This is a genomic window from Propioniciclava sp. MC1595 (assembly GCF_017569205.1).
Classification (GTDB): domain Bacteria; phylum Actinomycetota; class Actinomycetes; order Propionibacteriales; family Propionibacteriaceae; genus Propioniciclava.
Window position 1 is genome coordinate 3,127,368 of sequence record NZ_CP071870.1, and the last position, 26,683, is coordinate 3,154,050.

The 26,683-nt window shown below is 73.3% G+C and carries 24 protein-coding genes and 1 pseudogene; 13 read left to right on the top strand and 12 right to left on the bottom strand.

Annotation, left to right across the window (positions count from 1 at the left end; genetic code table 11):
- Nucleotides 1–178: 178 nt before the first annotated feature.
- The 4 genes from J4N02_RS15145 to J4N02_RS15160 all read left to right on the top strand — a co-directional run bounded on the left by J4N02_RS15145 (nt 179) and on the right by J4N02_RS15160 (nt 4,415).
- Nucleotides 179–751: a PadR family transcriptional regulator gene (locus tag J4N02_RS15145; RefSeq protein WP_188333474.1), complete on the top strand. Its 573-nt coding sequence runs from the start codon at nt 179–181 to the stop codon at nt 749–751.
- Between the two features lie 118 nt (nt 752–869).
- Nucleotides 870–2,015 (top strand): hypothetical protein, encoded by a 1,146-nt coding sequence (locus J4N02_RS15150; RefSeq protein WP_188333475.1) that lies wholly within the window; start codon nt 870–872, stop codon nt 2,013–2,015.
- The gene (locus J4N02_RS15155; protein ID WP_188333476.1) at nt 2,012–3,184 is read left to right on the top strand and encodes an AAA family ATPase; all 1,173 of its coding nucleotides are present in this window, start codon (nt 2,012–2,014) and stop codon (nt 3,182–3,184) included. The genes J4N02_RS15150 and J4N02_RS15155 overlap by 4 nt, the downstream gene beginning before the upstream one ends.
- Nucleotides 3,168–4,415 (top strand): DUF2201 family putative metallopeptidase, encoded by a 1,248-nt coding sequence (locus J4N02_RS15160; RefSeq protein ID WP_188333477.1) that lies wholly within the window; start codon nt 3,168–3,170, stop codon nt 4,413–4,415. Before J4N02_RS15155 ends, J4N02_RS15160 begins: the two co-directional genes overlap by 17 nt.
- A gap of 38 nt (nt 4,416–4,453) precedes the next feature.
- On the opposite strand, the gene J4N02_RS15165 is transcribed toward J4N02_RS15160, so the two are convergent.
- The 3 genes from J4N02_RS15165 to J4N02_RS15175 are packed head-to-tail and all read right to left on the bottom strand — an operon-like array spanning nt 4,454 to nt 7,454.
- Nucleotides 4,454–5,296: a DUF1206 domain-containing protein gene (locus tag J4N02_RS15165; protein ID WP_188333478.1), complete on the bottom strand. Its 843-nt coding sequence runs from the start codon at nt 5,294–5,296 to the stop codon at nt 4,454–4,456.
- Between the two features lie 10 nt (nt 5,297–5,306).
- The gene (locus J4N02_RS15170; protein WP_182818124.1) at nt 5,307–6,794 is read right to left on the bottom strand and encodes a glycosyltransferase; all 1,488 of its coding nucleotides are present in this window, start codon (nt 6,792–6,794) and stop codon (nt 5,307–5,309) included.
- A gap of 27 nt (nt 6,795–6,821) precedes the next feature.
- Nucleotides 6,822–7,454, bottom strand: a complete 633-nt coding sequence (locus tag J4N02_RS15175) for an MOSC domain-containing protein (protein WP_182818123.1) — start codon at nt 7,452–7,454, stop codon at nt 6,822–6,824.
- A gap of 58 nt (nt 7,455–7,512) precedes the next feature.
- Between J4N02_RS15175 and J4N02_RS15180 the strand changes: the two genes are divergently transcribed.
- Together J4N02_RS15180 and J4N02_RS15185 are read left to right on the top strand one after the other, a co-directional pair.
- Nucleotides 7,513–9,372: a patatin-like phospholipase family protein gene (locus J4N02_RS15180; RefSeq protein ID WP_182818122.1), complete on the top strand. Its 1,860-nt coding sequence runs from the start codon at nt 7,513–7,515 to the stop codon at nt 9,370–9,372.
- Nucleotides 9,369–10,286, top strand: coding sequence for a DNA-3-methyladenine glycosylase (locus tag J4N02_RS15185; RefSeq protein ID WP_188333479.1), 918 nt, complete (start codon nt 9,369–9,371; stop codon nt 10,284–10,286). The genes J4N02_RS15180 and J4N02_RS15185 overlap by 4 nt, the downstream gene beginning before the upstream one ends.
- Nucleotides 10,287–10,322: 36 nt before the next feature.
- Here J4N02_RS15185 and J4N02_RS15190 read toward each other — a convergent pair whose 3' ends face one another.
- The 3 genes from J4N02_RS15190 to J4N02_RS15200 form a co-directional block, all read right to left on the bottom strand.
- Complete coding sequence (locus J4N02_RS15190) at nt 10,323–10,868, bottom strand: DUF4870 domain-containing protein (RefSeq protein WP_208091010.1); 546 nt, start codon at nt 10,866–10,868, stop codon at nt 10,323–10,325.
- A gap of 97 nt (nt 10,869–10,965) precedes the next feature.
- Nucleotides 10,966–11,967 carry a transglycosylase family protein gene (locus J4N02_RS17225; protein ID WP_188333480.1) on the bottom strand — a complete coding sequence of 334 codons (1,002 nt, stop codon included), beginning with the start codon at nt 11,965–11,967 and terminating at the stop codon, nt 10,966–10,968.
- A gap of 129 nt (nt 11,968–12,096) precedes the next feature.
- Nucleotides 12,097–12,378 carry a cell division protein SepF gene (locus J4N02_RS15200; protein WP_182818119.1) on the bottom strand — a complete coding sequence of 94 codons (282 nt, stop codon included), beginning with the start codon at nt 12,376–12,378 and terminating at the stop codon, nt 12,097–12,099.
- 130 nt (nt 12,379–12,508) lie between these two features.
- Here J4N02_RS15200 and J4N02_RS15205 point away from each other — a divergent pair, with 130 nt between their 5' ends.
- From J4N02_RS15205 to J4N02_RS15225, 5 genes are all read left to right on the top strand, one after another.
- Nucleotides 12,509–15,898: a hypothetical protein gene (locus J4N02_RS15205; RefSeq protein WP_208091011.1), complete on the top strand. Its 3,390-nt coding sequence runs from the start codon at nt 12,509–12,511 to the stop codon at nt 15,896–15,898.
- Nucleotides 15,899–15,962: 64 nt separating this feature from the next.
- Nucleotides 15,963–16,553 carry a hypothetical protein gene (locus J4N02_RS15210; RefSeq protein ID WP_188333482.1) on the top strand — a complete coding sequence of 197 codons (591 nt, stop codon included), beginning with the start codon at nt 15,963–15,965 and terminating at the stop codon, nt 16,551–16,553.
- The gene (locus J4N02_RS15215; RefSeq protein ID WP_188333483.1) at nt 16,550–16,978 is read left to right on the top strand and encodes a hypothetical protein; all 429 of its coding nucleotides are present in this window, start codon (nt 16,550–16,552) and stop codon (nt 16,976–16,978) included. Before J4N02_RS15210 ends, J4N02_RS15215 begins: the two co-directional genes overlap by 4 nt.
- A gap of 83 nt (nt 16,979–17,061) precedes the next feature.
- On the top strand, nt 17,062–18,519 hold the full coding sequence (locus J4N02_RS15220) for an MFS transporter (protein WP_243760819.1): 1,458 nt from the start codon (nt 17,062–17,064) through the stop codon (nt 18,517–18,519).
- A gap of 107 nt (nt 18,520–18,626) precedes the next feature.
- Nucleotides 18,627–19,340 (top strand): DUF1266 domain-containing protein, encoded by a 714-nt coding sequence (locus J4N02_RS15225; protein ID WP_188333484.1) that lies wholly within the window; start codon nt 18,627–18,629, stop codon nt 19,338–19,340.
- Between the two features lie 10 nt (nt 19,341–19,350).
- Here J4N02_RS15225 and J4N02_RS15230 read toward each other — a convergent pair whose 3' ends face one another.
- The 5 genes from J4N02_RS15230 to J4N02_RS15250 form a co-directional block, all read right to left on the bottom strand.
- On the bottom strand, nt 19,351–19,662 hold the full coding sequence (locus J4N02_RS15230) for an AzlD domain-containing protein (RefSeq protein ID WP_182818113.1): 312 nt from the start codon (nt 19,660–19,662) through the stop codon (nt 19,351–19,353).
- Nucleotides 19,659–20,351 carry an AzlC family ABC transporter permease gene (locus J4N02_RS15235; RefSeq protein WP_243760820.1) on the bottom strand — a complete coding sequence of 231 codons (693 nt, stop codon included), beginning with the start codon at nt 20,349–20,351 and terminating at the stop codon, nt 19,659–19,661. Before J4N02_RS15235 ends, J4N02_RS15230 begins: the two co-directional genes overlap by 4 nt.
- Before the next feature lie 30 nt (nt 20,352–20,381).
- On the bottom strand, nt 20,382–21,317 hold the full coding sequence (gene cysK / locus J4N02_RS15240; RefSeq protein WP_188333485.1) for a cysteine synthase A: 936 nt from the start codon (nt 21,315–21,317) through the stop codon (nt 20,382–20,384).
- A 134-nt stretch (nt 21,318–21,451) separates the two neighbouring features.
- Nucleotides 21,452–21,781 carry a sulfurtransferase TusA family protein gene (locus J4N02_RS15245; protein WP_188333486.1) on the bottom strand — a complete coding sequence of 110 codons (330 nt, stop codon included), beginning with the start codon at nt 21,779–21,781 and terminating at the stop codon, nt 21,452–21,454.
- A gap of 14 nt (nt 21,782–21,795) precedes the next feature.
- Nucleotides 21,796–22,857, bottom strand: a complete 1,062-nt coding sequence (locus tag J4N02_RS15250) for a YeeE/YedE family protein (protein WP_182814820.1) — start codon at nt 22,855–22,857, stop codon at nt 21,796–21,798.
- A 476-nt stretch (nt 22,858–23,333) separates the two neighbouring features.
- Between J4N02_RS15250 and J4N02_RS15255 the strand changes: the two genes are divergently transcribed.
- A complete protein-coding gene (locus J4N02_RS15255) occupies nt 23,334–25,049 on the top strand; it encodes a PQQ-binding-like beta-propeller repeat protein (RefSeq protein WP_188333487.1) in 1,716 nt (571 codons plus the stop codon).
- Here J4N02_RS15255 and J4N02_RS17495 read toward each other — a convergent pair.
- Nucleotides 25,036–25,486 (bottom strand): annotated as a pseudogene (locus J4N02_RS17495) (DUF664 domain-containing protein). The gene J4N02_RS15255 and the pseudogene J4N02_RS17495 sit on opposite strands and share 14 nt — an antisense overlap.
- Nucleotides 25,487–25,528: 42 nt before the next feature.
- Here J4N02_RS17495 and J4N02_RS15265 point away from each other — a divergent pair.
- Nucleotides 25,529–26,671: a CdaR family transcriptional regulator gene (locus J4N02_RS15265; RefSeq protein WP_188333488.1), complete on the top strand. Its 1,143-nt coding sequence runs from the start codon at nt 25,529–25,531 to the stop codon at nt 26,669–26,671.
- Nucleotides 26,672–26,683: the final 12 nt, after the last annotated feature.

A 26,683-nucleotide genomic window follows, 5' to 3' on the forward strand; every position in this document is an offset into this window, starting at 1 on the left:
CGGGTTGGCAGCCACACGGCACGTGTGGCCTCCCGAAACACGCTAGGAGGCGGCATCGTCGCTTGTCAGCACCCTTTCGGGTGGTTGGTGCAACACGCGCCGAGGGCTTGAGTTTGCATCGTGACATGCTTTGATATATCGTTACTGTCATGGTGAACGACAACCGGAAGGAACCACCATGAACCCCGACATGAACGACATGAACCCCCAGGGCCCGCGCCGCGGGCGACGCCACGAGGGCCGCGGAGGCCCCCGACGCGGTGGCGAGGGCCACCGTCACGGTGGCGGACGAGGCCGCGGCCGACGCGCCCAGCGCGGCGACGTGCGCGCCGCCGTCCTCACGCTCCTCGCCGAGGAGCCGATGCACGGCTACCAGCTGATGCAGACCATCGCCGAGCGCTCCGAGGGTCGCTGGACCCCCAGCCCCGGCGCCATCTACCCCACCCTGGCCGTGCTCTCCGACGAGGGCCTGGTCACCCTGGCCGAGTCCGACGGGCGCAAGCTCGCCAGCCTCACCCCCACCGGCGTCCAGCACGTCGAGGAGAGCCGCGCCACCTGGCCGAACCCGTTCCAGCGGGACGCCGCGGACGCCGCCGGCCCCGACCTCCACGCCCTGACCCGCGACCTCGTCGAGGCCGTCCGCCATGCCGCGCGCACGGCGTCCGACGCCCAGCGCGAGCGCCTGGCCGAGGTGCTCACGAGCGCCCGCCGCGACGTCTACCGCGCCCTCGTCGACGAGACCGAGGCCTGATCCACCGGGCCCTGTGGGGTGGCGTGACACGCCATCCCACAGGGCTCTTTGACGCGAATCCCATCGATGTTGTTTGATCGATGCCCCAGCGAACGCCTGTTCGAAACGAGGTGGGCCGATGGACGAGCCGCGAACCCCCTCGATCGTGCCGCCCGAGGGCCTGACCGTCAGGGTCAACTGCCGCACCGCCCCCCGGGGCAAACCCACCGTCCACGACGTGACGGTGGACGCCGACGGCCGGCTCACCACCCCCCACGACCTCGACCTCGAGCGCATCGGCGTCGCCCTGGGCGGCCACCTCACCTGCGTCGAGCTGGCCGACCACGACCTGCCGGCGGCGTGGGGCCTCCTCGAGCACACGCTGCGCACCCGGCCCGCCGACGTCGTCAACGTCGGCACCGCCCACTGGGCGGCGCTCGCCCCCGCCGCCGGCTGCGGGTGCGAGGAGGAGACCTGGCCGACCGCCGCTCAGGCGGCCGAGCACCTGCGCTCGCTCGGCCACTGGGCGAAGGCGTGGCGCTCCAGCCCCGCACGCCTCGCCGCGACCGTCGAGGCCCTCGGGTTCGCGGTGCCCGCCGGCGGGACCAACCCGATGCCGCGCTCCGCGGCCGAGGGGCTGCTCGCCGAGCCCGACGCGGCCGATCGGCTGTGGGCGGCAGGCGTCCCGTTCGCGCTGGTGCCCGAGCTGTGCCGCCAGCTGTCCCCCACCGGCATCCCGATCCCGACCCACGTCGTGGTCGCCCACCTCTACGCGCCGCGCGAGTGGGCGGTGCTGGAGAAGTTCGTCCCGCACGGCCCGGTCGTGCTGGCCTGGGCAGCCCAGCACCGGACGCCCCGCGACGCCCGGCGCCCCGACGAACGGCTGGCCTGGGTCGAGGCCGGCGTGCCGCTCGCCACCATCGACCGCGTGTTCGCCGGCGACGCCTACGACCTCGTCCACGCGAAGGCGTACGCGTCCGAGACCGGCGTCGACGTGCCGCGGGCCGCCACCGTCCTGGGCCGCTGGCAGGAGTCGGGCACCACGCCCGCGGTCCGTGACCTGGTCGAGCTGTACCGCCACGACCCGCACGCCGCGCTCGACCCACGGTGCGCCCCCGCCCCGGCGGCCGTGGCCCGCACCGTCGGCCTCGCGGCGAAGCGCGGCCTCGCGGTCGACACCGTCACCGCCGCGCTCGCGCTCGCCCGCCACGGCACCGCCCCGGATGCCGTGGCCCACCTCTCCGCCACCCGCACGCCCACCATCCACCTGGAGGTACCCCGATGAACCGGACCGGCTACGAGAACCTCCTGCAGGCGGTGGGCATCTGCGTGTCCGCCCGCATCCCGGCGCTGCTGTGGGGTGACCCCGGGCAGGGCAAGACGGCGGCGATCGAGTCGGCCCGCACCGCGGGGTGGCACGTCGAGACGCTGATCATCAGCCACTACGAGCCCTCCGACTTCGCCGGGCTGCCCGTGCTCGTCGACGGCCGGGTCGACCTGGCCCCGCCCGCCTGGGCGGTGCGCCTGCGCGACCACGCGGGCCCGGCGATCGCGTTCTTCGACGAGTTCTCGACCGCCTCACCGGCCCTGCAGGCGGCCGCGCTGCGCCCGCTGACCCACTACGAGGTGGGCGCCCTGCAGCTGCCGCCGACCGTGAGCTTCCTCGCCGCGGCCAACCCCGCCGACGTGGCCGCGGCCGGGTGGGAGCTGGCCGCGCCCACGGCGTCCCGGTTCGTGCACCTGGACTGGGAGCTGCCCCTGGAGGTCTACTCCGAGGCGCTCGTCACCGGCGCGTGGCCGACGATGCCGGTGTACGCGCTGCCCGACGACTTCGACCGGCACCTGCTGGCGCAGCGGGTGCTGGTCTCGGGGTTCCTGCGGGCGCGGTCGAGCCAGCTGAGCTCGGTCCCGAAGGCCGCGGTCGACCGCGGCCGGGCGTTCCCGACGCCCCGCACCTGGGACTACGCGGCCCGGCTCGTCGCCCTCGCCCGGGCGGTCGAGGCGTCCGACGCGGTCGTGCGGCTGCTCGTCGCGGGGTGCGTCGGCGGGGCCGCGGCCCACGAGTTCCTCGCGTGGGCCGCCGCGCAGGACCTGCCCGACAGCCGGGCCCTCCTCGAGGACCCCACCGGCGCCTGGTTCACCGGGGCCCGCGCCGACCACGTGTACGTCACGCTGCAGGGCGTGGTGGGCGCGGCCACCCAGGCCGGGACGCCGCAGGCGTGGTCGGCCGCGGTCGTAGCCTGTTGCACCGCGGCCGACCAGGCGGGCGTCGACCCGGCGGTGCCGGCGGTCCGGGCGCTGCTGCGCACGCGGCCCGCCGGCGCCGCCCTGCCGCCCGAGGTGAAGGTCTTCGCGTCGGTGCTGGCGCTGGCCGGGCTGCTGCCGGGGGCGGGGCCCGGCCCGGGCGCCACGGGTTCGGGCGGGACGGGGACCGGCCGTGCGGCGCGCCGGTGACGCGGTCGCCGCGGCCAAGCTCTGGCTGATCGCCGACGCCGGGGCCCGTCTGCCCTATCTGGCCCGCGGCCTCTACGCCCTGGTGACGGTCGAGACGACCGAGGTGCCGCGGATCGCCTCCGACGAGCACTGGCGGCTGTACGTGAACCCCGACTGGGCGGCGTCGATCGAGGTCGAGGCGCTGGCCCGGGAGCTGGCCCATGAGCTCTGGCACCTGCTGCTCGACCACGCCGGGCGGGCCCGCTCGGTCGGGGTCGACCGGGCCACGGGCGCCGCGTGGCACCGGGCGACCGACCTGGCCCTGTTCGACACGCTGTCCCCCGAGGGGGTGGCGTCCGCCGACCTGGTCGCGAACGCCGGGGCGCTGCGCGCCGGGCACCCGGGGAAGCTGCCGCCGGGGCGTCCGGCCGAGGAGTACTGGGCCACCCTCACCCGCCTGCCCGCCGGCGACCCCGAGCCCGAGGAACCCCCCGAGGGCGAGCACGGCCACGGCAGCTCGGTCGACGGACTCCCCCGCCCCTGGGAGCTTCCGCCCGAGGCCGACGTGGGCCTGGTGGACGCCGGCCACGCGCAGGGCGTCCGCGAGGTGGTGGCGATCGAGTACCGCGGCCGCAAGGGCGGGCGCGGCGACACCCCCGGCGAGGCCGCCCGGTGGGTGCGGCGGATGACCGAGCCGACGTTGCCCTGGGAGCAGCTGCTCGCCCAGGCCGTCCGGCGCGGTGTGGGCTGGACGTCGGGGCGCACCCACACCACCTGGACCCGCCCCAACCGCCGGGCGGCCTCGACGCCCGGCATGTTCCTGCCCGGCTGGCGGCGTCCGAACCCCACCGTGGCGATGGTCGTCGACACCTCGGGCTCGGTCGACGACGCGCTGCTGGGTCGTGCCCTCGGCGAGGTGGACGGCGCGTTGCGCGCCCTCGGGGTGGCCGGGTCGTCGGTCACCGTGCTGGCCTGCGACGCGGCGGTGCAGGCGGTCACCCGGGTGCGCCGGGCCCGGGACGCCGTGCTGCACGGGGGCGGCGGCACCGACCTCCGGGCGGCGATGGCCGCACTCGAGGAGGTGCGCCCGCGCCCGACCCTCGCGGTGGTCCTGACCGATGGGTGGACGCCGTGGCCCGCCACGCCGCCCGCCGGCTGCGCGGTCGTGGTGGCCCTGCTGCTCCGCCGGGGGGACGAGGCCCCCGAGGTGCCCGACTGGGCGACCGCGATCCGGTGCGAGCTGGACGACTGAGTCGCGCCCCACCCGGACCCGTGTGGGGCGTCGTCCGGTCAGGCGTGCTTGGGGTGTCTGGCCCAGAAGAAGCAGTAGATGCCGTAGGCGCCGATGCCCAGGGCCAGGGCCAGCAGCAGCCACATCCCGAGGGGTTGCTGCAGCGCCTGCTGCAGTGCCTTGTCCAGGCCGCCGGCCTTCTGGGCGTCGGCGTCCAGCGCCGCCCACAGGAACAGCGCGCCGACGATGCCGATGGCGATGCCCTTGCCGACGAAGCCGGCCTGGGTCAGGCGCAGCTTGGCGCCGGTGAGGGTGGTGTCGAGCTCGTCATGGAACGACGTGCGGAACGCCTTGCTCACCTGGGCGATGGCGTACCCGAGCACGGCCAGCCCGACGATGCCCACCAGCACCTGCCCGAACGGCAGCCCGAGCAGTCCCTGAGACAGCGACTCCTGGGCGTCCTCCCCGTCCTCGACGTCGGGGCCCGAGGCGATCCGGGCCGCAGCCACGCCGAGGTAGCCGTACAGCACGGTACGCAGGGCCGCCGAGAGGCGCTTGCGGACCCGCTTGAACCCGTCGAACTCGTGGAACCCGATCAGCGCCGTCACCGCCTGCCACACGACCAGCGCGAAAAAGCCGGCGGCCACGACCCACAGCAGGCCGGCCCCGAGCGGCGTCTCGGCGAGCGAGCGGAGCGCCCCGGTGTTGGAGGCCTCCTCGTCCGAGCCGCGCAGGCCCAACGCCATGCGCACGGCCGTGACCGCGACCAGCAGGTGGACGATGCCGTAGAACACCAGCCCGACCTTCACCAGCCACTGGTACGCACTCGATCCCTCGATCGTCCGAGCGGCGTCCTTGCCCTTGTCAGCGGCCTGCTTGGCCGCCCCCGCTGCGTCCCCCATACCCCCGAGGCTAGCGCTCGAGCAGCCCCTGCTCCACGAGAAGGCGCACGAAACCGTCCAGTTGTTCGGCCGCGTCGGCAGGCGGGTCGTCGAAGGCGGCCAGCACCTCGGCGACGACCTCGTCGGCCGGGCGGCGGCCCGGACCGAAGCCGGCGAAGACCAGGTCACCCGGCGAGGTGAGGGTCAGCACCGGCCCGGCGGGCAGGGCCGCGGCGAGCACGATCTCGCCGGCGTCCAGCCAGCCCGCACGCGGCGAGCGACGAATCCCGGACGCCGCGGGCCCGCCCACGTCGCCGCCCGCCTCGGGCACGGGCCAGCGCCCGGCCTCCACGGCCAGGCCCGTGATGCCGGTGAAGCTGGCGGGGGCGGTGTCGGCCACGCCCTCGCCGGCGGGGTGCACCTGCAGGTCGCCCCACAGCGGGTGGGTGAGGTGGCCCCGCGAGCCACGCCAGCCCATCGTGCCGAGCACGGCCAGGAGCGGCTCCGCATCGCCGGGGACGCTGATCCGAACGGCCTCGCTGTCGGGCCCGCCCCCGTGCACCACCGTCACTCCGAGGTCGCGCGCAACCACCTCGACCGCCGCGTGGTGGAACGCCAGGCGCTGGCCGGCGGTGAGCCCGCCCTCGGCGGTCGGCAGGCTCGCATCGTGGCCGCCCCACTTCTGCGCGATCCAGGCCAGGTCGGCCGCGGTGTTCATGCGGAATCCCTGGTAGTGCGCGTCGAAGTACGAGTGCGCGTGCAGGCACACCATCGCCGGGTCGACGACGCAGACCAGGCGGCCGTAGGCGGAGGTGAAGAAGTCGTTGTGGTCGACGCGCTTGAGCCGGTCGTCGTAGCCGATGGAGCGCACCGAGGCCGTGCGCGCGATGTAGAAGTTGGGCACCTTGTACGCCACGGGCAGGCCGTCGATGAGCGTCCCCTGCCGCACCTTGGGCTCACCGCGCTGGGCGTACAGGGCGGCCGAGGAGTAGTCGGCCGTGCGCCACAGGGGCAGGTGCACGACCCGCCCGCCGACCACGTCGACCTGCGGGTTGCGCTCGAGGTAGTCGATGGCCCGGGTGACATCGAAGTCGGGCAGCAGCACCATGTCGTCGTCGGTCATGAACACGTACGGGGTCTCGACGGCGTCCAGCAGGGCGTTGCGGCCGGCCCCGATGCCTGTGTCGAAGGGCAGGGCGAGCACGGTGGTGCGAGGGTCGTCGACCCGTCCCGGGGTGCGACTGTCGTCGGCGACCACGACCGGCCCCGCGAACACCTTCCGCACGCTGGCGAGCATGCGCCGCAGCACGGCGGGCCGCTCGAAGGTCTTGACGACCAGGGTGAGGGTGCCGGGGTCCACCGGGCCGCGCCCGCGGCGTCCGGCCCACGCGGCGGCAGCCGCGGACTCGACCCCGATCAACCCGCCGTAGGCCGCCTGCAGCACCGGACGCCGTCCGGTCCCGTGCGCCACCCGCGAGACGCGGTGCTTGAGCATGTCCTGCCAGTCCTGCCGTCCCATGGACCCATCCGACCACACCGGGCCACGTCAGGCCAGCGATGCCCTCGCCTTCGCGAGCACGTCGGGCGTGATGTCGGCCTCGGGCACCTCGGCGAGGAACGCCGCCGCCACGTCCGGCGGGTAGCGGTTCGCGAACGCCATCCCGAGGGTGAGCCCGTGTGCGGGTCGGTGGACGACCTCGATCGCCTGCCCGGCCTCGACGGGGCCGGGCGTGAGCACCTCGCACATCCCGCCCGGACGCCCCAGCGTGGTGAACCGCTTGACGTACCCGCGCTCGCCGACGAACCGGGCGAAGGTGGCGCACGGGACCCGCGGCTCGGTGAAGGCGATCTCGGCCCCGCCCACCCGCCAGCGCTCGCCGACCAGCACGTCGGAGAGCGACCCCGCTCCGGTCACCCGGAAGTTCTCGCCCATCCACCCGACCGGCATCGCACGGCCGAGCTCGGCCTCGATGACGGCGGCGTCCTCGTCGGCGACGACGTAGACGGCGCGGAACCGGCCCCCGTGGTGCTTGCGGTCGACCTGCACGTCGCCGCGCACGTTGAGCCGGTTGACCTGCACCGGGCCGGACACCGGCCGCTTGTCGATCGCCGTGGCGCCGAAGTGGCCGTCGTCGGGCAGTAGCGCGTGCACGACGCAGACGTGGGTGAGCGTGGGCATGCGCCCATCCTCGCAGGGGGCGTTCTCTTTGTCGGCGGCTGCTCGTAGGGTTTCGCGCATGACCACCCCGACCCCCTGCGACCTCGTGATGAAGGGTGGGGTGACGAGCGGCATCGTCTACCCCCACCTGGTCACGCGGCTGGCCCGGCGGCACCGCTTCGTGCGCATCGGCGGCGCCTCCGCCGGCGCGATCGCGGCCGCGTTCACCGCGGCGGCCGAGTTCGACCGCCACGAGCGGGCGGGTGGCCACGTACCCGCGGGCGACGGCCCGACCGGGTTCGAGCTCCTGCACACGATGCCCGACACGCTGGCCCACGGCCTGCCGGGGCTGTTCGCGCCGCGGCACGACCTACGCCACCACCTCGCGGCGGTGCTCGCCCTGGTCGACCGGCGCGGGGTCGGCGGCAAGGTCGGCCCCGCGCTGCGGCACGCGGTGGCCGGCACGTCCGGACGCCTCGGGCCCGGCCTGGTCCTGTGCCTGGCCGCCGGGGTCGGGTTAGGGCTGGCGGTCTGGGCGTGGGGCGGCGCCGCCCCGTGGGCCGCCCTGGTCGCCGGCACGCTCCTGGCTGTCTTGCTGGCCGGGATCGTCGCCCTCGCGTCGCTGTGGTGGTTCGTCCGGGTCGGCGTCGAGCGCATGGTCGACAACGGGTACGGGCTGGTCCGGGGGCTGACCGACCCGGCCGAGGGCACCGAGCCGGGCGGGGCGCTCACGGAGTGGCTCACCGACACCCTCGACGCCGTGGCCGGGCTCCCCGCCGGGCGGGTGCTGACGTTCGGCGACCTCTGGGGCCCCGAGGCGGTCGAGCAGCACCGGCGGCTCCGGCTGGGCAGCGCCGAGCGGGTGGTCGACCCGGTGGAGCTCGAGGCGTTCTCCCCGCGGGTCGACCTGCAGGTGATGACGACCTGCCTGTCGTTGCGGCGGCCCTACACGTTCCCGTTCACCACGCGGATCTTCCACTGGTGCCCCACGTGCTGGGCCGGGTGGTTCCCCCCACGCGTCGTCGCGGCGCTGGAGGAGGCGTCGAAGCCGGCCCACCCCCAGCGCCAGCGCATCGACGGCGAGCCGACGCCCATCCCCGACCACTGCCCACACCACCCGGGCACCCGGCTGCGCCAGCTGCCCCACCCGTCCGACGTGCCGGTCGTCGTCGGCGTGCGGCTCAGCCTGTCGTTCCCCGGCGTGGTCAGCGCCGTCCCGATGTGGGTGCTCGACCGCTACCGGGCCGAGGGCAACTGGGCCTACCGCGAGGTGTGGTTCTCCGACGGCGGGCTGACCTCGAACTTCCCGCTGGAGTTCTTCGACGCGCCCCTGCCCGGCCACCCGACCTTCGGGGTCACGCTCGAGGCGCCGCACCCCGACTTCCCCGACACGGTGGCGTTCCGTCCGGTGACGAACAACTCCGGCATCCTCGGCCGCGTGCGCCCGATCACGGGGGCGGGCCAGTTCGTCGAGGCGATCCTGGGCGTGCTGGTCGACTGGCGCGACGCGTTGACCGTCCCCGCCGCTGGCAACCGCGACCGGGTGGTCGAGGTCCGCATCCCCGAGGACGCGGGGGGCCTGCACCTGACCATGCCGCCCGAGGTGGTCGCCGACGTCGCCCGCCGCGGCGAGGAGGGGGCTGCGCTCCTTGAGTCCTTCGACTGGGACAACCACCGCTGGATCCGCTACCGCACCGCCACCGCGGGCCTCGGCGACCTGCTGCACGACGTGCGCGAGAACTGGCCGCACTACACCGACCTGGTCGCGCGCGACGTCCCGCCGAGCTACCCCGTGGCCGACGGCCGGGCCGACGACGACCGGGCGGCCACGGCGTCCCTGCTGGAGGCGGCCGGGCGCCTGCGCGACCTGGACAACCCGGCCCACAGCGGCAGCGTTCCCACGCCCCGGCGGGCCTTCCGGGCCACGCCGTCGACATGACCGAACGCACCCGCACCTGGACGCCCGCCTGGCCCTGTCCGGTGGCGTCCATCTGGTCGACCTGGCGACGCGGCGCCGGCGACCCGACCTACCGTGTCGACGAGGCTGGCCGGCACTGGCGAGCGCTCCACACCCCGGCGGGGCCGGCGACCCTCCGGGTGCTGCCGCGGGCGGGGCTGGGCGTGGTCGAGGCGGCCGCGTGGGGCGAGGGCGCCGACTGGGCGCTGGCGAGCCTCCCCGCGCTGCTGGGCGCCGACGACGACCCGGCCGGCTTCGAGCCGCTGCCCGGGCACCCGGTGCTGGCCCGCGCCTGGCACGCCCACCGGCACTGGCGGGTCGGGCGCGGCGGGGTGGTCTGGCAGGCGTTGCTCCCTGCGATCATCGAGCAGAAGGTGACCGGGCAGGAGGCCTTCGGTGCGCAGCGCCGGCTGGTCCGCCGGTACGGCGTCCCTGCCCCCGGGCCGGGCGCCGATCTGGGGCTGCGGCTGTCCCCCACCGCCGAGCAGGCGCGGGCGATCCCGTCGTGGGAATGGCTCCAGCTGCCGGTCGACCATGCCCGGTCGGTGACCCTGCAGCGGGCCGCGCGGGTGGCGTCCGGCCTCGAGCGCACGCTCGGCGCGCCGGACGCCGACGCCCGGCTGCGCTCGGTGCCCGGCATCGGGCGCTGGACGAGCGCGGAGGTGCGGCAGCGCGCCCACGGCGACGCCGACGCGGTGAGCCTGGGCGACTACCACGTCGCCCGCAGCATCGGGTGGGCCCTGGTCGGCGAGCAGACCGACGACGACGCTGCCGAGGAACTGCTGCAGCCGTACGCCGGGCACCGCTACCGGGTGCAGCGCCTGCTGGAACTCGCCGGCGTACGGCACCCGCAACACGGTCCACGCATGGCACCGCGGGCCCACCTTCCGAGGTGAGCCCGCGGGCCGTCTTGCGGGGTGTGTCAGGTCAGGTCAGTTGAGGACCTTCAGCTGCCACGGGTAGGTGTAGGACTCGCCGTTCCACGACTTGATGGCTCCGACGATGCCCAGCACGATCGAGCCGAAGGCGCCGATCAGGATCATCGGGACACCGACGATCGCACCGATGATGGTGAAGGTCAGGATCCAGCCGATCAGGCTGACCAGCCACATCGCGAGGGTGAAGTTGAACGCGCCGGCCGAGGCGTTGCGCACGAAGTGCGAGCGGTCCTTCTGGGTGAGGTAGACCACGAGCGGGCCGACGATCGTGAGCCAGCCGGCCGAGACGACCGCGGCGATCGGGGCGGACAGGTGGGCCAGCATCGCCCACATGCGCTCGTCGGCCGAGGTGCGCTGGGGGCCGGTGGCGTAGTTCGGGGACGGCGTCCAGCCCGGGTTCGGGGTGGAGGTGTACGGGTTGGCGTACGCGTTGTACGAGGGCCCCGCGTTCGGGAACGGCGGGGGCGCGTCCATGGGGTTGACCCAGGGCTTCCCGCCCTGGGGGTCCGGCGTCGAGTTCTGGGCCTGAGGATCAGTCATGGCTCCATGATCCCCCCGCGCGGGGCGTCCGGGAAGCGGCTCAAGGGGAGGGTCAGGGGTCGCTCCGGGTCACCCCCTCCTCCCGTGGCCGCAGCGCTCAGCCCAAGTTGTTCAGGTACGTCTGCAGGGCACGCGTGGTGGCCGGGCCCCAGATGCCGTCGGCCGTCGCCCCCACCGTGCGCTGGACGCCGCGGTTGGTCTCCGGGCCGCGGACGCCGTCCACGGACACGCCCACCTTGGCCTGCAGCGCGCGGGTCGTGGCCGGGCCCCAGATGCCGTCGGGGGTCGTGCCGACCCACTTCTGCATCGCGATGGTCGTCGCCCGGTCCAGGATGCCGTTGACCTCGAGACCGCCCGAGGGGGCCGGTTCGGGCGCGGGCTCGGGCGCCGGGGCGGGTGCGGGGGCCGGCTCGGAGCCGCCCGCGCCGTCGAGCAGGAACCGCTGCAGGGCGCTGGTGGTCTTCGGGCCCCACACGCCGTCGGGGGTGGCGCCCACGACGGTCTGGACGCGCACGGTGGTCTGGCGGTCGCGGTACCCGGTGACGGACGCCCCCACCTTGGCCTGCAGCGCACGGGTCGTGGCCGGGCCCCAGATGCCGTCGGGGGTCGTGCCGACCCACTTCTGCATCGCGATGATGGTCGGGCGGTCGAGGTCGCCGTTGACGGTGAGCTCGTCGCTGGGAGCCGGGGCCGGCGTCGAGCCGCCGTCGCCCTCCGGCTGGGCGTCGCGGTCCGCGCCGCCGTTCTCCTTGGTGAGGCCGGCCTTCACCGAGCAGGTGGGCCACGCGCCGGGACCCTGCACCGCGAGCGTGCGCCGCGCGATGGCGATCTGCTGCTCCTTGCTGGCGTGGTGCGGGTAGTAGGCGTATTCGCGCCCGCCGAAGGCGGCCCACGTCGACAGCGAGAACTGGACGCCGCCGTAGTAGCCGTTGCCCGTGTTGATCGACCAGTTCCCGCCGGACTCGCACTGGGCCACCTGGTCCCACACCGGGTACTCGGTCGCGCCGGCCTGCGACATCGCCAGGCTGCCGGCGACGATCGTGCCCCAGGTCGCGATCGCGAGCGCGGTCGCCCCTGCCACCAGTCGCTTCGAAACCATGGTCGTCCTCACTGTCGATCGGCTGGGGGTGGCCAGCATCGAGGGTGTCAGGACGCCTGAGGACAGGTCAAAGGATTCCCAAGGAACTCTCAGGATCGGGTTGAGGCTTCGGGCGTGGACGCCGCGGGCTCAGCTCTGGTTGTAGAAGGACCCGGTGAGGTGGCTCTCGTCGTCGATCGCGGTCACGCCCGGGGGGACAAGCAGCATGACGTAGGCGGTCACCTTGTCGATGTTGCCCTGCAGGCCGAAGACCAGGCCGGAGACGAAGTCGACCAGCCGGTGCATGTCGTCGCCGTCCAGCCGGGTGAGGTCGAGCAGCACGACGTCGCCGTCGCGGAGGTGCTCGCCCACCACCTTCGACTCCCGGTACGAGGTCGGGTGGAGCACGACGATGCTGCGGGCCTGGGCCACGGGGCCTCCTCTCACGACGTCCCAGTCTGGCAAACGGATCCCGCCCAGCACACCGGGCGCGCCGCACCCGATCGGGACCAAACGGATGAAACCCCTCGCCAGCATCACGATTGTCAGGGAGACTAGAAGCATGGACGCTTCCACTGCAGCCATCAACCTCCGCCTCGCCCTCATCGGCCAGCCCATGGTCGACGCGGACGACTTCACCTCCGACACCACCATCGCCCCGCTCCTGGCCCGCCAGCGCGAGATGTCCCGTCGGCTGTCCGACCGCCTCTCCCCCACCGACCAGCGCATCCAGGACTTCCTGGACGACTACCTGGCCGGGGCCGCGGCGTCCGTCGACCTGCCGCGACGCACCCTCGTGCTCGACCAGCCCGGCCTGGCCCGACAGCTGAGCCTGCCGGTCGACGCCGACGAGTTCTCCTCCGACCTGCTGTCGAGCTACCGCCTCGTCAACGGCGTGCTGCACAACCCGGCCAACGACCGCCGCACGACCGCGGGCGTGTTCCACATCGCCGAGGGCGGCCTGCCCATCCCCGACGACAAGATCGCCGTCGACCGCGACGTCGCCTCCCGCATCTTCGCGGCCGCCTTCACCCCGCCCACGGACGCCCTCCGCCTGCCCTGGTCCTCCACCTCCGACCGGCCCGCCGAGTGCTTCGTCTCGCTGCTGCTGCGGCCCCTGGTCGTGCCGGCCGTCGAGGGGGTCACCCCCGACCGCAGCCTCGAGGTGCGCTTCATCGTGCCCGGCGGCATGGTCGCCAACCTCGACTTCGTCGAGTCGATCTTCGGCAACGGCGGCGACCCCTACCTGCCCGAGCACGACGCCTCCCTCGACCCCGAGCACTGGACCGGCCACACCGGCCTGGTCGTCCTCGCGCCCCACCTGGTCGCCCTCACCAAGAAGGAACTGGGCCTGCCCCACGTCTCCGAGGCCACCGAGCGCCAGAAGCGCGACGGCCAGTGCTGGGAGTCGGAGGACGAGCGCTACAACGGCGGCCAGGCGTTCAAGCTGTGCCTGCGCGACGCCCGCGGCGTCATCGCCACCGTGATCGCCGACAACTACTTCGGCTACTGCAAGAAGGAGGTCAAGACCCAGATCTCCTACTCCGCCAACCTGCTGGGCAACGCCGAGGAGGAGCACGCCGGCGGCGCCGTCGTGTTCCCCGCCTACAACCTCGGCCGCGAGTGGACCGACGACCGCACCCCGGCGTCCCACACCGTTGCCGACGTGGTCGCCCGCGACCCCGAGGCGTGGCTGCCCCAGCGCGAGGGCCATGCCGAGCACGCCGAGTGGGACCACCTGGTCCTCGTCCCGGCCGGGGCGAGCTTCTCGCTGGGCAACCGCACGGTCACCTGGGCGGGTCCCGACGGCGAGGCGTCGATCCCGCTCAGCGCCGGGCAGACCTACCTGCTGCCGAACGGCTACCGCGTCCACGCCAAGCACCGCGAGACGGACCGGACGCAGTGGCACCTCGTGGGCACCTCTCCCGAGCCCACCCACTGCCACAAGCCGGCCACCGTGTCGGGCGGCGGCAAGTCCGAGATCAGCAAGTCGATCCTGGACGCCTTCCAGTTCGGGTCGATCTGGGTGTCGAACCTGACCGAGGACATGGACCACGTCCAGCGCCTCGTCGACGGCGACTACAGCCACCGCTTCGCCGACCCGGACCGCAACGGCTGCGACCACCGGCCGATCCTGTCGCCGGAGCGCTCGCTCGGCTCGGTCATCAAGCTGATGACCCCCTCGCCAAGCTTCTCCGACGGGCACAACGAGTACCTGCGCACGATCCCCGACCACGTGAAGGAGCTCCTCTTCACGGTCAAGCGCTACCACCGGCCCGAGTGGGGCGACGACTGGCGCAGCCACTTCAGCGTGCGCACCATCAACGGGCGCGAGGGCAACTCGTTGCGCCTGGACGGCGACCCGATCGTCGCGAACTACCTGCGGGTCGGCTTCGAGGCCGACGGCTCCTGGCGGCTGTTCTCCCTGCGCCCGGACTTCTCGGCCGCGGTCAAGGTCCAGTCCGAGGACGACATCACGGCGTCCACGGTCGTGCCCGGCGCGAGCGTCCCGCACGCCGACGCCACGGCGTCCGGCCTGTCGCGCAAGGTGGTCGCCAACTGCGAGCGCCTGCTGTTCCAGCGGCCCGACGACGCCATCCACCGCGGGTACGACAAGCAGACCGAGCTCGACATGGCCCAGCCGGGCACGTTCATCTCGAACTTCCAGCCGCTGACGCGCGACGACGCCCGGGCGATGGTCGAGGACGTGCAGTCGTTCTCGCTCTACACCGAGCCGATGGCCGACCTGGTCGAGTACGTCGCCGAGTCGGAGGCCGACGAGCACCCCGACTACTTCGTGGCCTCCTCCGAGCCGCGCCTGGTCGACGGCAAGCCCTCGAAGAACCCCCGCTACCTGCAGGTCCGCCCCGACCTGTCGCGGCCCGAGGCCACGGCGACGGCCGACATCGCGCTGCACCTGTTCCAGCAGGTGCCGCTCGACGAGCCCTGCCCGGCCCCGGTCGACATCGTCGCCGCGGGCCGGCGCAACAACGCCGCCGAGCCGGGCGTCCCGCCGCTGTGCACCTACAACCCGCTGCACTACATGGAGCTGCCCGAGCTCTTCATGGAGTTCATCAGCTCGATGACCGGCAAGTCGCCCTCGACGACGGGCGCGGGCTCGGAGGGCGCGATGACCAAGGGGCCGTTCAACGCGCTGCCCGCGGTCTACGACCTCAACGCGGCGTTCCTGTCGTTCGTGCTGACCGGGTACGACGGCTGGCTGTCCTCGGCCGGCACGATCGGGCCCAAGGTGCGCATCGACCACGACTTCTCGATGCTCGTCCCCGAGCTGTTCAGCCGGATGAAGGACGACGAGCGGTCGGCGTCCACGCTCATCGAGGGCGGCTACCTCGAGAAGCTGGAGGACTTCGAGCACCGCGGCGAGGTCGTCCGGGCCTCGCGGCTCGGCTACCGCATGAACGAGGCCTTCGCGATCACCTACTTCGGGCGCATCTTCCTGCACCCCGATGCGGTGTTCACCCCCGAGATGCTCGCGCCGGAGCGGCAGGACCTCGACACCTTCGCCGAGTCCATGGCCACGATCGTGCGCACGCACGAGCGGGTCGCGCAGGCGTACATCGCCGACGGCACGATCGCGGACGCCGTGCCGCCCCTGCGCGGGCTGCTCGAGATCATGGCGAACGGCTCGACAGCGGACGGACTCACCCTGGACTCGCCGCAGTTCCGGGTGCAGTTCACCCGCGAGTCGGTGCTCGCCAGCGACTGGTACGCCGCCCGCCTCGACGCCAAGCGCACCGAGGAGCTCCGCCAGGCGCACCGCGCGGCGCTCGGACTGGCCGACTTCCTGGCCGAGCCGGCGAACGCCGAGGCGGCCGAACGGCTCGACATCGACGCGCGCCGCGAGGCCGCGGAGGAGTCCGTCGCCCGGCTCGGGTCGAGCGCCTACCGCGACTCGCTGGTCGGCACGATCGGACGCCAGCCGCTGGGGTGAGGCCGGTTGGTCGGATCAACATTCAGAGGTTGATCTCAGCAAGTCAATCTCTTAACCTTGATGCGTGTTCGCCCTGACGATCGACCAGCACCGCTCGCGGACGGGTGAGGACCTCGTCCCCGCCCTGCTGGACGGCCTCGCCCCCGTCCCGACCGTGCTGCCGTTCGAGCGCACGGTCGGCGACGAGGTGCAGGGGCTGCTCGACGACCCCGACGCCGTGCTCGCGGCGCTGCTCGTGGTGCTCCGCGACGGGAACTGGTCGGTCGGCCTGGGCATCGGGCCAGTGGAGACCCCGCTGCCCGACTCGGTGCGGGCGGCGCGCGGGCAGGCCCTGCTCGACGCCCGCGCCGCGGTCGACCGCGCCAAGGGCACCGGCGAGGTGCGGGTCGCCGTGGTGTCGGCGTCCCACCCCGATGTGGCGGCCGACGTCGAGGCGGTGGCCGGCCTGATCGGCACCCTCCTCCGCCGCCGCACCGACCGGCAGTGGGCGGTCGTCGACGCGGTGGACGCCGCCCCCACCCAGCGCGCCGCCGCCGAGACCCTTGGCGTCTCGCCGCAGAACGTGTCGCAGGCCCTGGCCGCCTCGGCCATCGCCGTCGAGCGCGCGGTCTACCCTGTGCTCGTCCGACTCCTCGAGCGTGCGGAGGCCCCATGACGCTGCTCCTGACCACCCTGGTCGTCGTCGGCGCGCTCGCCCTCTCGGTGCTGGGGGGTTGGGGCGTGTCGGTCCTGGTCCTGCGCTGGGCGCGCGTGCCCGACGTGATTCTCCCCGAGTACGAGCGGGACGCCACGGGTCGCCTCGTCCCGATCCTGGCCAGCACGCCGAAGCCCTCGCGGCCGCTGCTGCGCGGCGGGCTGTGGGTCGGTGTCCTCGAACGCGTCGCGATCACCGGGGCGATCATCGCCGGCCGCCCCGAGCTGATCGCGGTCGTGGTCGCGGTCAAGGGCCTGGGCCGCTACCCCGAGCTGCAGCAGGCCGGCGGCGCCAGCGAGCGGTTCATCATCGGCACGCTGGCCTCGTTCACGGTCGCCGTCGTCGTCGGGCTGGCCGCGGTCGCTGTGCTGCCCCTGGTCCCCTGAACGCGTTCCCCGTTGTGGCACGCCCCTGAGACGGTTGCCACGCCGGACTGGGAATGTGGGTGCCCGGGTGATAGAACGGCCCGGTGACCGACCCCAACATCATCCGCGTCGAGGGCACCGACCGGACCTTCCACCGCATGAAGGTCCTGTCCGTCGTGCTCCTGCCGCTGGCGATGTCGCTGATGGCACTCTCGGCGGTCAACGTGGCGCTGCCCACGATCGAGCTGGGGCTGGACGCCACCCCGACCGACGTGCAGTGGATCCTGTCGGGGTACGCGCTGGCGCTGGGCGTCTCGCTCATCCCCGCCGGACGCGCCGGCGACGTGCTCGGTCGGGGCACGTGGTTCGTGGTCGGCCTGGTCCTGTTCGTGGCGGCCTCGCTGGCGTGCGGGCTGGCGCCCACGCCGTTCCTGCTCAACGTCGGCCGGATCGTGCAGGGCATCGGGGCGGGCATCTTCTCGCCGCAGGTCACGGGCATGATCCAGCAGTACTTCTGGGGCCAGGGGCGTGCCAAGGCGTTCGCCATGTTCGGGCTGGTGATCTCGGCGTCCGTGGCGGTCGGGCCGGTACTGACCGGCGCGATCATCGAGGCGCTCGGCCCCGAGAACGGCTGGCGCTGGGCCTTCTTCATCTACATCCCGATCGGCCTGCTCGCGATCATCCTCGCGCTCGCTTGGTTCCCCTTCGAGACCGAGCGCAAGCGGCGGCTGGCGCGCGCCGGGGGCGGGCCCGCGGCGTCCGGACGGCTCGACCTCGACCCCGTCGGGACGGTGCTGCTGACGCTGGCCATCCTGGCGCTGATGTACCCCTTCATGGCCCACGCCGCGTGGGCCTGGTGGCTGCTGCCCGCCGCGCCGGTGCTGGTCTGGCTCTGGGTGCGCTGGGAGCGCCGCTACGCCGCCCGCGGCGGGGCGCCGATGGTGGACATGGGGCTGTTCGGCTACCGCTCGTTCCGCAACGGGATGCTGGTGTCCGGGACGATGTTCCTCGGCGTGGCCAGTTCGTTCGCCGTGCTGGCGCTGTTCCTGCAGAACGGGCTGGGCGTCGCCGCGATCGCCGTCGGCCTGGTCGGACTCCCGAACGCCGTCGTGAGCGCGTTCTCGTCGGTGTGGTCGGTGCGCTACGTCATGGACCGCGGCCGCCCCCTGATCGTGTGGATGCTCGGGCTGATGGCGCTCGGCGTGCTGCTCAGCCTGGGCGTCGCGCTGCTGCAGCCGCTGGGCGTCCCGTGGTGGGTGCTGGCGGCGACCCTCACCCTGAACGGCTTCGCGATGGGCGCCTTCGGGTCGGCGAACCAGACCCTGTCGATGCAGGACGTCCCGGCCGAGCACGGCGGCACGGCCGGCGGCATCAAGCAGACCGTCGAGCGCATCGGCGCTGCCCTGGGCAACGCCATGGTGGTGGGCGTGTTCTTCGGGCTGGTCCCGCTCGGCTGGACCACCGCGTTCACCGGCGCCTACCTCGCCATCACGCTGTTCGTCCTCGCGGCCCTCGTGCTGGCCGTGGTCGACGAGCGACAGCACCGCGCCCCGGTCGCCTAGGGTCGACTTTCGTCGGGGCCGGCGGGGGTCAGGGTCATCCCGATGGCCACCCCGGTTCCCCCCGCGGTCGGATGCCCGCACCCGGGTGGCGGGCACAGGATCAGGGCATGACCACGACGCCCCCCCTTCGTCGCACCCCGATCGTCACCCTCGCCGCCGTCGCCGACCTCGTGACCCTCGGGAGCACCTCCCGCGCCGCCGAGCTCCGCGCCGCCCGCGCCCGCCGCCTGCACGCCGAGGCGTCCGCCCACTCCGCCGCCGAACTCGAGCTGATGCGCGCCACCGGGGCCGAGCGCTTCGCCGTCGCGTGCGCCGCACCCTTCCGCGAGCGGGTCGGCCTCGAGCTCGCCACCGCCACCCGCGAGGGCCGTCGCGCGCCCCTGCTCCAGCTGATGGCGCTACCGGGCCCGGTCGGCCGCTGGCGCACCGCCCTCGACCACGAGTTCGACGTCACCGACGCCGTCAGCGCCGAGACGTTCGTCACCACCCGCTCGGCACTCGCGCACTCGCTCGCCCCCCGCTCGGCCAGCTGCGCCACCCTGCTCGCCGCCGAGTGCCTGCACGTCGCCACCGTGGCCGCGGGCGTCGGCTACTGGACCCGCGCCGAGGCCCTCGCCGCCGCCGCGCCCCTGACCGACCTGCTGATCGGGCTGCACGGCTCGTGGGGCTCGTTCGCCGAGTCGTTCCTGGCCGGCGAGCAGTCCTGCGGGCGCCCCGACGACGTGCGGCACGTGGTGTTCGCCCAGGTCGTGGCCCGGTTGCTCTCCGACCCGCGGTCGCCCTGGCTCGAGGTGTCCTGGCCGGACGCCGAGGCGGCCTGAGCGCCCGGGCTCAGAACCCGGCCAGCCGGGCCAGCGCGGCGGCGATGGCGCCCACGACGACGACCACGAGGTACGGGGCGCGCAGCCACAGCGCGACCGCAGCAGCCCCGAGGGCCGCGAGGCGGGCGTCCAGCACGAGGGCCGTGCCCGTGACGACCGTGTTGACGAGCACGAGGCTGGTGAGGAGCCCGACGGTCATGCCCGCGCTGACCGTCGCGACCCACGGGCGGTCGAGCAGGCTGTCGGGCACGAGGTACCCGGCGAGCTTGGTGGCGTAGGCGATGCCGCAGGCAGCCAGCACCCAGATCCAGAGGTCGGTCACGCGTCCCTCCGGTGTTGGGCGACGGCCATCGCCCCGGAGACGACCGCAGCGAGGATGATCGGGATGCCGGCCGGCACGAACGGGACCGCGACCAGCGTCACGAAGGCTGCGGCGATGGCGATGGCGTGGGCGTCCCCGCTGGTGAGCCGGGGCCAGAGGAGGCCGAGGAACGCGGCGACCGCCGCGCCGTCGAGCCCCCAGGCCTGCGGGTCACCGAGGCGCTCGCCGGCGAGGGCGCCGAGCAGGGTGAAGAGGTTCCAGAGGGTCCAGACGCCGATGCCGGCCGCCCAGAAGCCGCGGCGGCGCTCATCGGTGGTGACCTGCGCGACCGCCGTGGCGGTCGACTCGTCGATGGTGAGGTGGGCCTGCAAGGGGCGGATCGCCCGGCGGGGCCGCAGGAGTGCGTTGATCTGGACCCCGTACACGGCGTTGCGCAGGCCCAACAGCGAGGCGGCCGTGGTGGCGGCGGCGAGCGATCCCCCGCCGGAGATGACGCCGATGAAGGCGAACTGGGAGCCGCCGGTGAACATCAGCGCGCTGAGCGCGACCGCCTGCCAGACCGACAGGCCGGCCGCGACGGCCAGCGCCCCGAACGAGATGCCGTAGAGGCCGACCGCGACGGCGATCGACAGCCCCATGCGCACCGCCGGCGTCAGCCGGGCGGCGGCGGTGGGGGCGGGGCTGGTCACCGGGGTGATGCTAGCCCCGCCCCCGTCGGCTCAGTCGAGCAGGTCCGCGTACAGGACCGACGACAGGTAGCGCTCGCCGAAGCTCGGGATCACCACGACGATCGTCTTGCCGGCGTTCTCCTCGCGGGCGGCGAGTTCACCGGCCGAGGCCAGCGCCGCGCCCGAGCTGATGCCGACGAGCAGGCCCTCCTCGCGGGCGGCGCGACGGGCCCACTCGACGGCGGTCTCGGAGTCCTGCGGCAGGACCTCGTCGATCACCGAGCGGTCGAGGATCTCGGGGATGAAGTTGGCCCCGATGCCCTGGATCTTGTGCGGGCCGGGCTGGCCGCCCGACAGGATCGGGGACTCCTTCGGCTCGACGGCGACGATGCGCACCTCGGGCTTGCGCTCCTTGAGCACCTGGCCGACGCCGCTGATGGTGCCGCCGGTGCCCACGCCGGCCACGACGATGTCGACCTGGCCGTCGGTGTCGGCCCAGATCTCCTCGGCGGTGGTCTCCTTGTGCACCGCCACGTTGGCCGGGTTGGCGAACTGGCGGGCCAGGACCGCGCCCTCGGTGGCGGCGGCGATCTCCTCGGCCTTCGCCACCGCGCCGCGCATGCCCTCGGGGCCGGGGGTCAGGACGAGCTCGGCGCCGAAGGCGCGCAGCAGGGCGCGGCGCTCCTTGGACATGGTCTCGGGCATCGCGAGGATCACCTTGTAGCCGCGGGCCGCGCCGACGAAGGCGAGCGCGATGCCGGTGTTGCCGGACGTGCCCTCGACGATCGTGCCGCCGGGCTTGAGCTCGCCGGAGGCCTCGGCCGCGTCCACGATGGCGACGCCGATGCGGTCCTTGACCGAGTTGGCGGGGTTGTAGAACTCGAGCTTGGCGTAGACGTCGGCCTTGGAGTCGCCGAAGAGGCGGTTGATGCGCACCAGGGGGGTGCGGCCGATGAGGGCGGTGGCGTCGGAGAAGTAGTTCGTCATGGGAGGGTTCCTTGTCTGGTTGTGCGAGTGGTGTTCGTTCGGGGAGGGACGTCGGCCGGTGTGCGTGGCGTGCACCCGGGCGACGCCCCCTCCCAGGTCCTGCGGGGTGTGGGGGTGGGTGTCGGCGCCGTGGTTCAGGCCTTCTGGACCGTGATCGTCCAGGAGGCGTCGCCCACCTGCTCGAAGTTCGTCACCGGGTAGCCGGCGGCGGCCGCCCAGTGCGGGATCGAGTCGGTGGCCTGGGTGCAGTCGAAGTCGATGACGAGCTCATCACCGGGCTCGAGCTGCTTGATCGCCTGCTTGGCCTCCACCAGGGGGAACGGGCAGACCTGCCCGACCGTGTTGAGCTGGTAGCGGCGTCCGCCCTCGAGGGTGGCGACGGGGGTGACGGCGTCCAGGTCGGGGCTGACGGGCGACTGCACGAGGGTGGTGGCGGGGTTGCGGAAGCGGTCGAAGAATCCCATGGGAGGTTCCTTTCTCAACGGGACGCCGCGGGCTGCGGCACGAGCACGGGGGCGGCGCCCTCGCGGCGGTGGGTCTGGATGAAGAAGCGGGCGGCGACCCCGACACCGAGGAAGGTGAACAGGAACGCGAGCCAGCCCTGGTAGCCGAACAGCGCGGTCTGGACGAGCGCGTTGCCGATGGTGCAGCCGCCGGCGATCGCCGCGCCGATGCCCATCAGGGAGCCGCCGCCGATGGCGCGGACCGCGGTGCGGGCGTCGGGGGCGCGGAGGCGGAACTCGCCGGACAGCTTGGCGGCGATGTAGGAGCCGGGGATGAGGCCGAGAACGAACAGGACGCCCCAGTCGATGCGCTCGACGTTGCCGGTGGCGAGGAAGTCCACGATGTTGGCGCTCGGGGTGGTGATGCCCAGGCCGGCGTTGCGGCCGGTGGCGTTGCTCAGCGGGTAGGCCAGGGCGGCCAGGGAGCCGACGGCGATGGCGCTGGCGTAGGGGCTCCACGGCTTCTCGAACAGCAGGTGGGCCAGGCCGGTGCGCTTGCCGGTGGAGGCGAGGGTGGCGACGCGCTGCTGGCGCTGGCGGGTGATCGCCCAGGCCACGACGGCCACGAGGATCGCGACGAGGAACCACGGGCTGATGCCCAGCGAGCCGTGGATCGTGGTCAGCTCCGACTTGTCGGCGCGCGCTGCGTCGTTGACCGGCTTCAGGGCGCCGTACTTCATGACCTGCGCGAGCAGGGCGTAGAAGATGAGCGCGATCCACGAGCCGATGAGGCCCTCGCCGGAGCGGTAGTAGGTGCCGGTGGCGCAGCCGCCGGCGAGCACGATGCCGATGCCGAACAGGAACGAGCCACCGGCGACGCCGAGCCAGGCGACCTGCGGGACGTTGGCCTGGATGAGGCCCGCGCCGAGCAGGAACTGGACGATGACGGCCTGCACGGCGATGGCGAGGCCGAAGGCGGTGAGCCAACGGGTCGAGCCCGAGAGCCACACGTCGCGGAAGGCGCCGGTGACGCAGAAGCGCCCCCGTTGGAAGACGAAGCCGAGCGCGATGCCCAGCGCGAGTCCGGTGAGGATCATGGTGTTCTCCTGGCGGGTGTGAATGGGGTCGGGAAATGGGCGCACGAAGGTGCAGGAATGCCACGGAAAAGGGCATGGGGAAATGGCCGACAATTCACGGGTGCCGAAAAGGCGGCGACGGGTGATTGCGGGTCAGCGCGGGAGTGGGACGCGGGGCGTCCCGGGTGCCGGGGCCGTCAGCGACGGCTCACGACGGCAGGCGTCAGGCGCGACAACAACACGGACAGGCAGCAACACACATGCCGCACGCGAGGCGTGCGGTGTGGGGCTGGCGGGCGTCCGCGTGTCCGGTCATCGAGGGAGATTTCCTTGCCTGGTGGGCCGAAGCCCTGGAACAGATGGTTGAACCGTAGATCAAGAATTCACTTCATGACAAATGACGTCTCACATTTCGGTACCGCGCCCCTCCACCGACGGCGGGGACGGCGCGAGTAGGCTGGGTGCGGCCCGACCCCAGGACACGGATGGAGACGAGAATGGTGCACGCGCGACGGCTGGCAGCCGCGGGGCTCGCCCTGGCCACCCTCGTCGGCGTCGCCGCGTGCTCCACCGAGACCGTCCGCACCGGCGAGCGGCCCAACAAGCCGACCGCGGCCGCCACGCAGGCCCGGACGCCGAACGCCGACCCGGCAGCCATCCGGCTCTCCGAGCTGCCGGGCTACCTCCCGCCGCGCGGGACGGGCGAGGCCAACGTCTTCGAGCGCAACATGACCGACTCCGCCGGCACCTTCTCGTGGTCGGTCGTCGACGAGCACGGCGAGCCGACCGGCTACTCCAGCCGCGAGCAGGTCGTCTTCGGCGACCCCGAGACCTACAACCAGATCCCGGGCGTGCTGACGTTCCGGGGGAACAACCACCGCACCGGGGGCGCTTGGGGCGCCGCGCAGGTGACCGAGCAGCAGCTCGAGGTGGCGTGGACCAGGCAGATCGGCGAGATCCGCGGCGAGGGCTCCTACTGGCCCGGCGCCGGCTGGACCGGCCAGCCGCTGCTCGTCCAGTGGCCACGCGAGACCAAGGTGGCCATGGGGCTGGACGCGAAGTACGTCGACGACGACAACTTCGTCGAGGTGATCTACCCCGTCTTCGAGGGCAAGATCCACCGGCTCGACCTCAAGACCGGCGAGCCGACCAAGCCGGCCATCGAGGTGGGCTGGGGATTCAAGGGCACGGCGTCCGTCGACCCCCGTGGCTACCCGCTGCTGTACGCCGGACAGGGCCTCAACGACACCAACGGCACGATCGGCCCGTGGCGGTACCGGGTGTTCGACCTGATCCAGAACAAGGAGGTCTGGCACATCGCCGGCCTCGACCCCGCCGCCCCGCGCCAGGACTGGGGGGCGTTCGACTCCTCCGCGCTGGTGGACGCCCAGACCGACACGCTGATGGCCCCGGCCGAGAACGGGCTCATCTACAAGGTCAAGCTGAACAGCTCCTATGACCCGGAGGCGAAGAAGGTCACCGTCGACCCCGAGGTGACGCGGCTGCGGTACACGGCGCCCGGCAACGAGAAGTACGGCATCGAGAACTCGGCCGTGGCCTACCGCAACCTGATGTTCGCCGCCGACAACGAGGGCAAGCTCTTCGCCTGGGACGCCACCACCCTCGAGATGCTGTGGATGCGCGAGGTCGAGGACGACACCGACGCCTCGCTCGTGCTCGAGGAAACCCCGCAGGGCGTGTTCCTCTACACGGGCAATGAGGTCGACGCCCGCAAGCAGGCCACGGGCGACCTGGTCACGAACGTCCGCAAGATCGACGCGATGACCGGCAAGCAGCTGTGGCAGTACGACATCCCGGCCTACTACACCGGCATCAACGGCGGCGTGCTGGCGACGCCCGTGCTCGGCAAGGGGCCGATCGCCGACCTGGTGATCTTCAACATCTCCCGCACCACGGCCCCGCGCGAGGGCGACCTCGTGGCGCTGGACAAGGCCACCGGCGAGGTCGTGTGGCGCCGGCACCTGGGCAACTACTCGTGGAGCTCGCCGACGCTGGTCACCTCGACCGATGGCCGCCTCTACGGCGTGCTGGCCGACTCCGAGGGCGTGATGCACCTGTTCGACCCCGAGACCGGCGAGGACATCTCCACCGTCAGCCTGGGCAAGAACGTCGAGGCCACCCCGTCCGTGTTCGGCGACATGCTCGTCGTGGCGTCCTACGACCGCAACATCTACGGCATCAGGATTCGCTGAACGCGTCCGCGATGCCCTGGAGCTTCGCGACATGGGCGGGCCAGCCACCCTCGGGCTCCCACACGTTGCTGAGGCTCGGCGCCATGCCGGTCGCGCCGTCGATGGCCTCACGCAGGATGTCGGCCTGCCCCGCCTGGCGGGAGACGTCGTACAGCACGTGGACCAGCAGCCGCCGTCTCGTCGGCCGTCGCGTAGAGGTCGCCGTTGGGGTCGTCCTCGAAGTCGTAGGCGGGGAACGTGATGCCGTGCTCGCGGCCCAGGCACGCCCCGAAGTACTCCGCCTCGACCCCGGCGCAGTGCTTGACCAGGCCCAGCAGGCTCGTGCCGGTGGACGTGCGCGGCAGCCGCAGGTCACGCTCCGACAGCCCCTCGGTCTTCCAGACCAGCCCCTCGCGGGCAGCCCGGAGGTAGCGGGCCAGGATGTCCTTCTCGTCCATGCCCCCAGCATGGCCAACGCCGCCGACATTTACGATGGCCCCATGAGCGCGCCCGAGCACCCCGACCTGGGCGCCGTGCTGGCCCCGCTCGGGGCGTCCCTGCCCGAACTCGCCGAGGCCACCTGCGCGCAGATCTACGCCGAACTCGACTCCTACGCCTCGATCTCGCACGAGGCGCTGACCGCGGCCGTGCGCCGCAACCTCGACACGGCCATGGACGCCCTGCGCTCCGGCACGGTCCCCCACCCGGCCCAGCTGGACGGGGCCGCCCAGACCGCCCGGGAGCGCTTCGAGGCCGGGGTGCCCGTGGAGGAGATCGTGCGCGGGTTCCGGATCTCGATCGCGCTCATCCACGAGCGGTTCGTCGACCTCGCCGTCACGCTGGGCCTGCCCGCCGAGGCGACGGTGGGTGGCGTCCGGCTGATGTGGGGCGTCGCAGACGCGTTCACCACCCGCATCATCACGGAGTACCACGCGCTCGAGGTCGACGCGGCCCTGCGCGACGTCCACCGGCGGGCCGCCACCGTGCGTTCCCTGCTCGCCGGCGAGGCGCCGGCCGAGGCGCACAGCACGCTGAACCCGACCGCCGCCTACGCAGCCATCCGGGCCGACATCCCGGACGCCGCGGGTTCGGAGTCCCTGCGCCGCCGGCTCGAGGCGTCCGGGTCGACCCCCACGGCCCGCGCGGTGGTCGTGGTCGACGGCGGGCAGTGCCTGGGGTTGGTGGCCACCACCCCCTCCGTCGACGACGTGCCGGTCGGCATCGGCCCGTTCGGACGCCTCGACGACCTGCCCCGCTCGGACCGGGTGGCGCAACAGGCCCTCGCGCTTGCCCGGCGCCTGGACCGCACGGGCGCGCAGGGGATCGACGACCTGGGCTGGCGCCTCGCCGCCGCGTCCCGCCCGGATGTCTGGCGCCACTACGCGGAGCGGTTCCTGACGCCGTTGGAGTCGGAACCGGCCTACGCCGCCGAGATCCTCGGCACACTGCGGGCGTGGTTCGCGGCGGGGCGCAGCATCCCGCGCGCGGCGGAGGCGCTGCACGTGCACGTCAACACCGTCCGGCACCGTCTCGGCCGGTTCGGCGAGCTGACGGGCGCCGACCTCGATGATCCCGACGACCTGGTGGGCGCGCTCTGGGTGGCCGAGTTGGGCGCACCCGAACCCGCGGCGTCCGGATTGTAGAACCACACAATG

Bases quoted from the DNA above. Each gene is read 5' to 3' on its own strand.
- J4N02_RS15145 (WP_188333474.1), top strand. From the start codon at position 179: ATGAACCCCGACATGAACGACATGAACCCCCAGGGCCCGCGCCGCGGG.
- J4N02_RS15150 (WP_188333475.1), top strand. From the start codon at position 870: ATGGACGAGCCGCGAACCCCCTCGATCGTGCCGCCCGAGGGCCTGACC.
- J4N02_RS15155 (WP_188333476.1), top strand. From the start codon at position 2,012: ATGAACCGGACCGGCTACGAGAACCTCCTGCAGGCGGTGGGCATCTGC.
- J4N02_RS15165 (WP_188333478.1), bottom strand. From the start codon at position 5,296: ATGGGGGACGCAGCGGGGGCGGCCAAGCAGGCCGCTGACAAGGGCAAG.
- J4N02_RS15170 (WP_182818124.1), bottom strand. From the start codon at position 6,794: ATGGGACGGCAGGACTGGCAGGACATGCTCAAGCACCGCGTCTCGCGG.
- J4N02_RS15175 (WP_182818123.1), bottom strand. From the start codon at position 7,454: ATGCCCACGCTCACCCACGTCTGCGTCGTGCACGCGCTACTGCCCGAC.
- J4N02_RS15180 (WP_182818122.1), top strand. From the start codon at position 7,513: ATGACCACCCCGACCCCCTGCGACCTCGTGATGAAGGGTGGGGTGACG.
- J4N02_RS15185 (WP_188333479.1), top strand. From the start codon at position 9,369: ATGACCGAACGCACCCGCACCTGGACGCCCGCCTGGCCCTGTCCGGTG.
- J4N02_RS15190 (WP_208091010.1), bottom strand. From the start codon at position 10,868: ATGACTGATCCTCAGGCCCAGAACTCGACGCCGGACCCCCAGGGCGGG.
- J4N02_RS17225 (WP_188333480.1), bottom strand. From the start codon at position 11,967: ATGGTTTCGAAGCGACTGGTGGCAGGGGCGACCGCGCTCGCGATCGCG.
- J4N02_RS15205 (WP_208091011.1), top strand. From the start codon at position 12,509: ATGGACGCTTCCACTGCAGCCATCAACCTCCGCCTCGCCCTCATCGGC.
- J4N02_RS15215 (WP_188333483.1), top strand. From the start codon at position 16,550: ATGACGCTGCTCCTGACCACCCTGGTCGTCGTCGGCGCGCTCGCCCTC.
- J4N02_RS15225 (WP_188333484.1), top strand. From the start codon at position 18,627: ATGACCACGACGCCCCCCCTTCGTCGCACCCCGATCGTCACCCTCGCC.
- cysK (WP_188333485.1), bottom strand. From the start codon at position 21,317: ATGACGAACTACTTCTCCGACGCCACCGCCCTCATCGGCCGCACCCCC.
- J4N02_RS15245 (WP_188333486.1), bottom strand. From the start codon at position 21,781: ATGGGATTCTTCGACCGCTTCCGCAACCCCGCCACCACCCTCGTGCAG.
- J4N02_RS15250 (WP_182814820.1), bottom strand. From the start codon at position 22,857: ATGATCCTCACCGGACTCGCGCTGGGCATCGCGCTCGGCTTCGTCTTC.
- J4N02_RS15255 (WP_188333487.1), top strand. From the start codon at position 23,334: ATGGTGCACGCGCGACGGCTGGCAGCCGCGGGGCTCGCCCTGGCCACC.
- J4N02_RS15265 (WP_188333488.1), top strand. From the start codon at position 25,529: ATGAGCGCGCCCGAGCACCCCGACCTGGGCGCCGTGCTGGCCCCGCTC.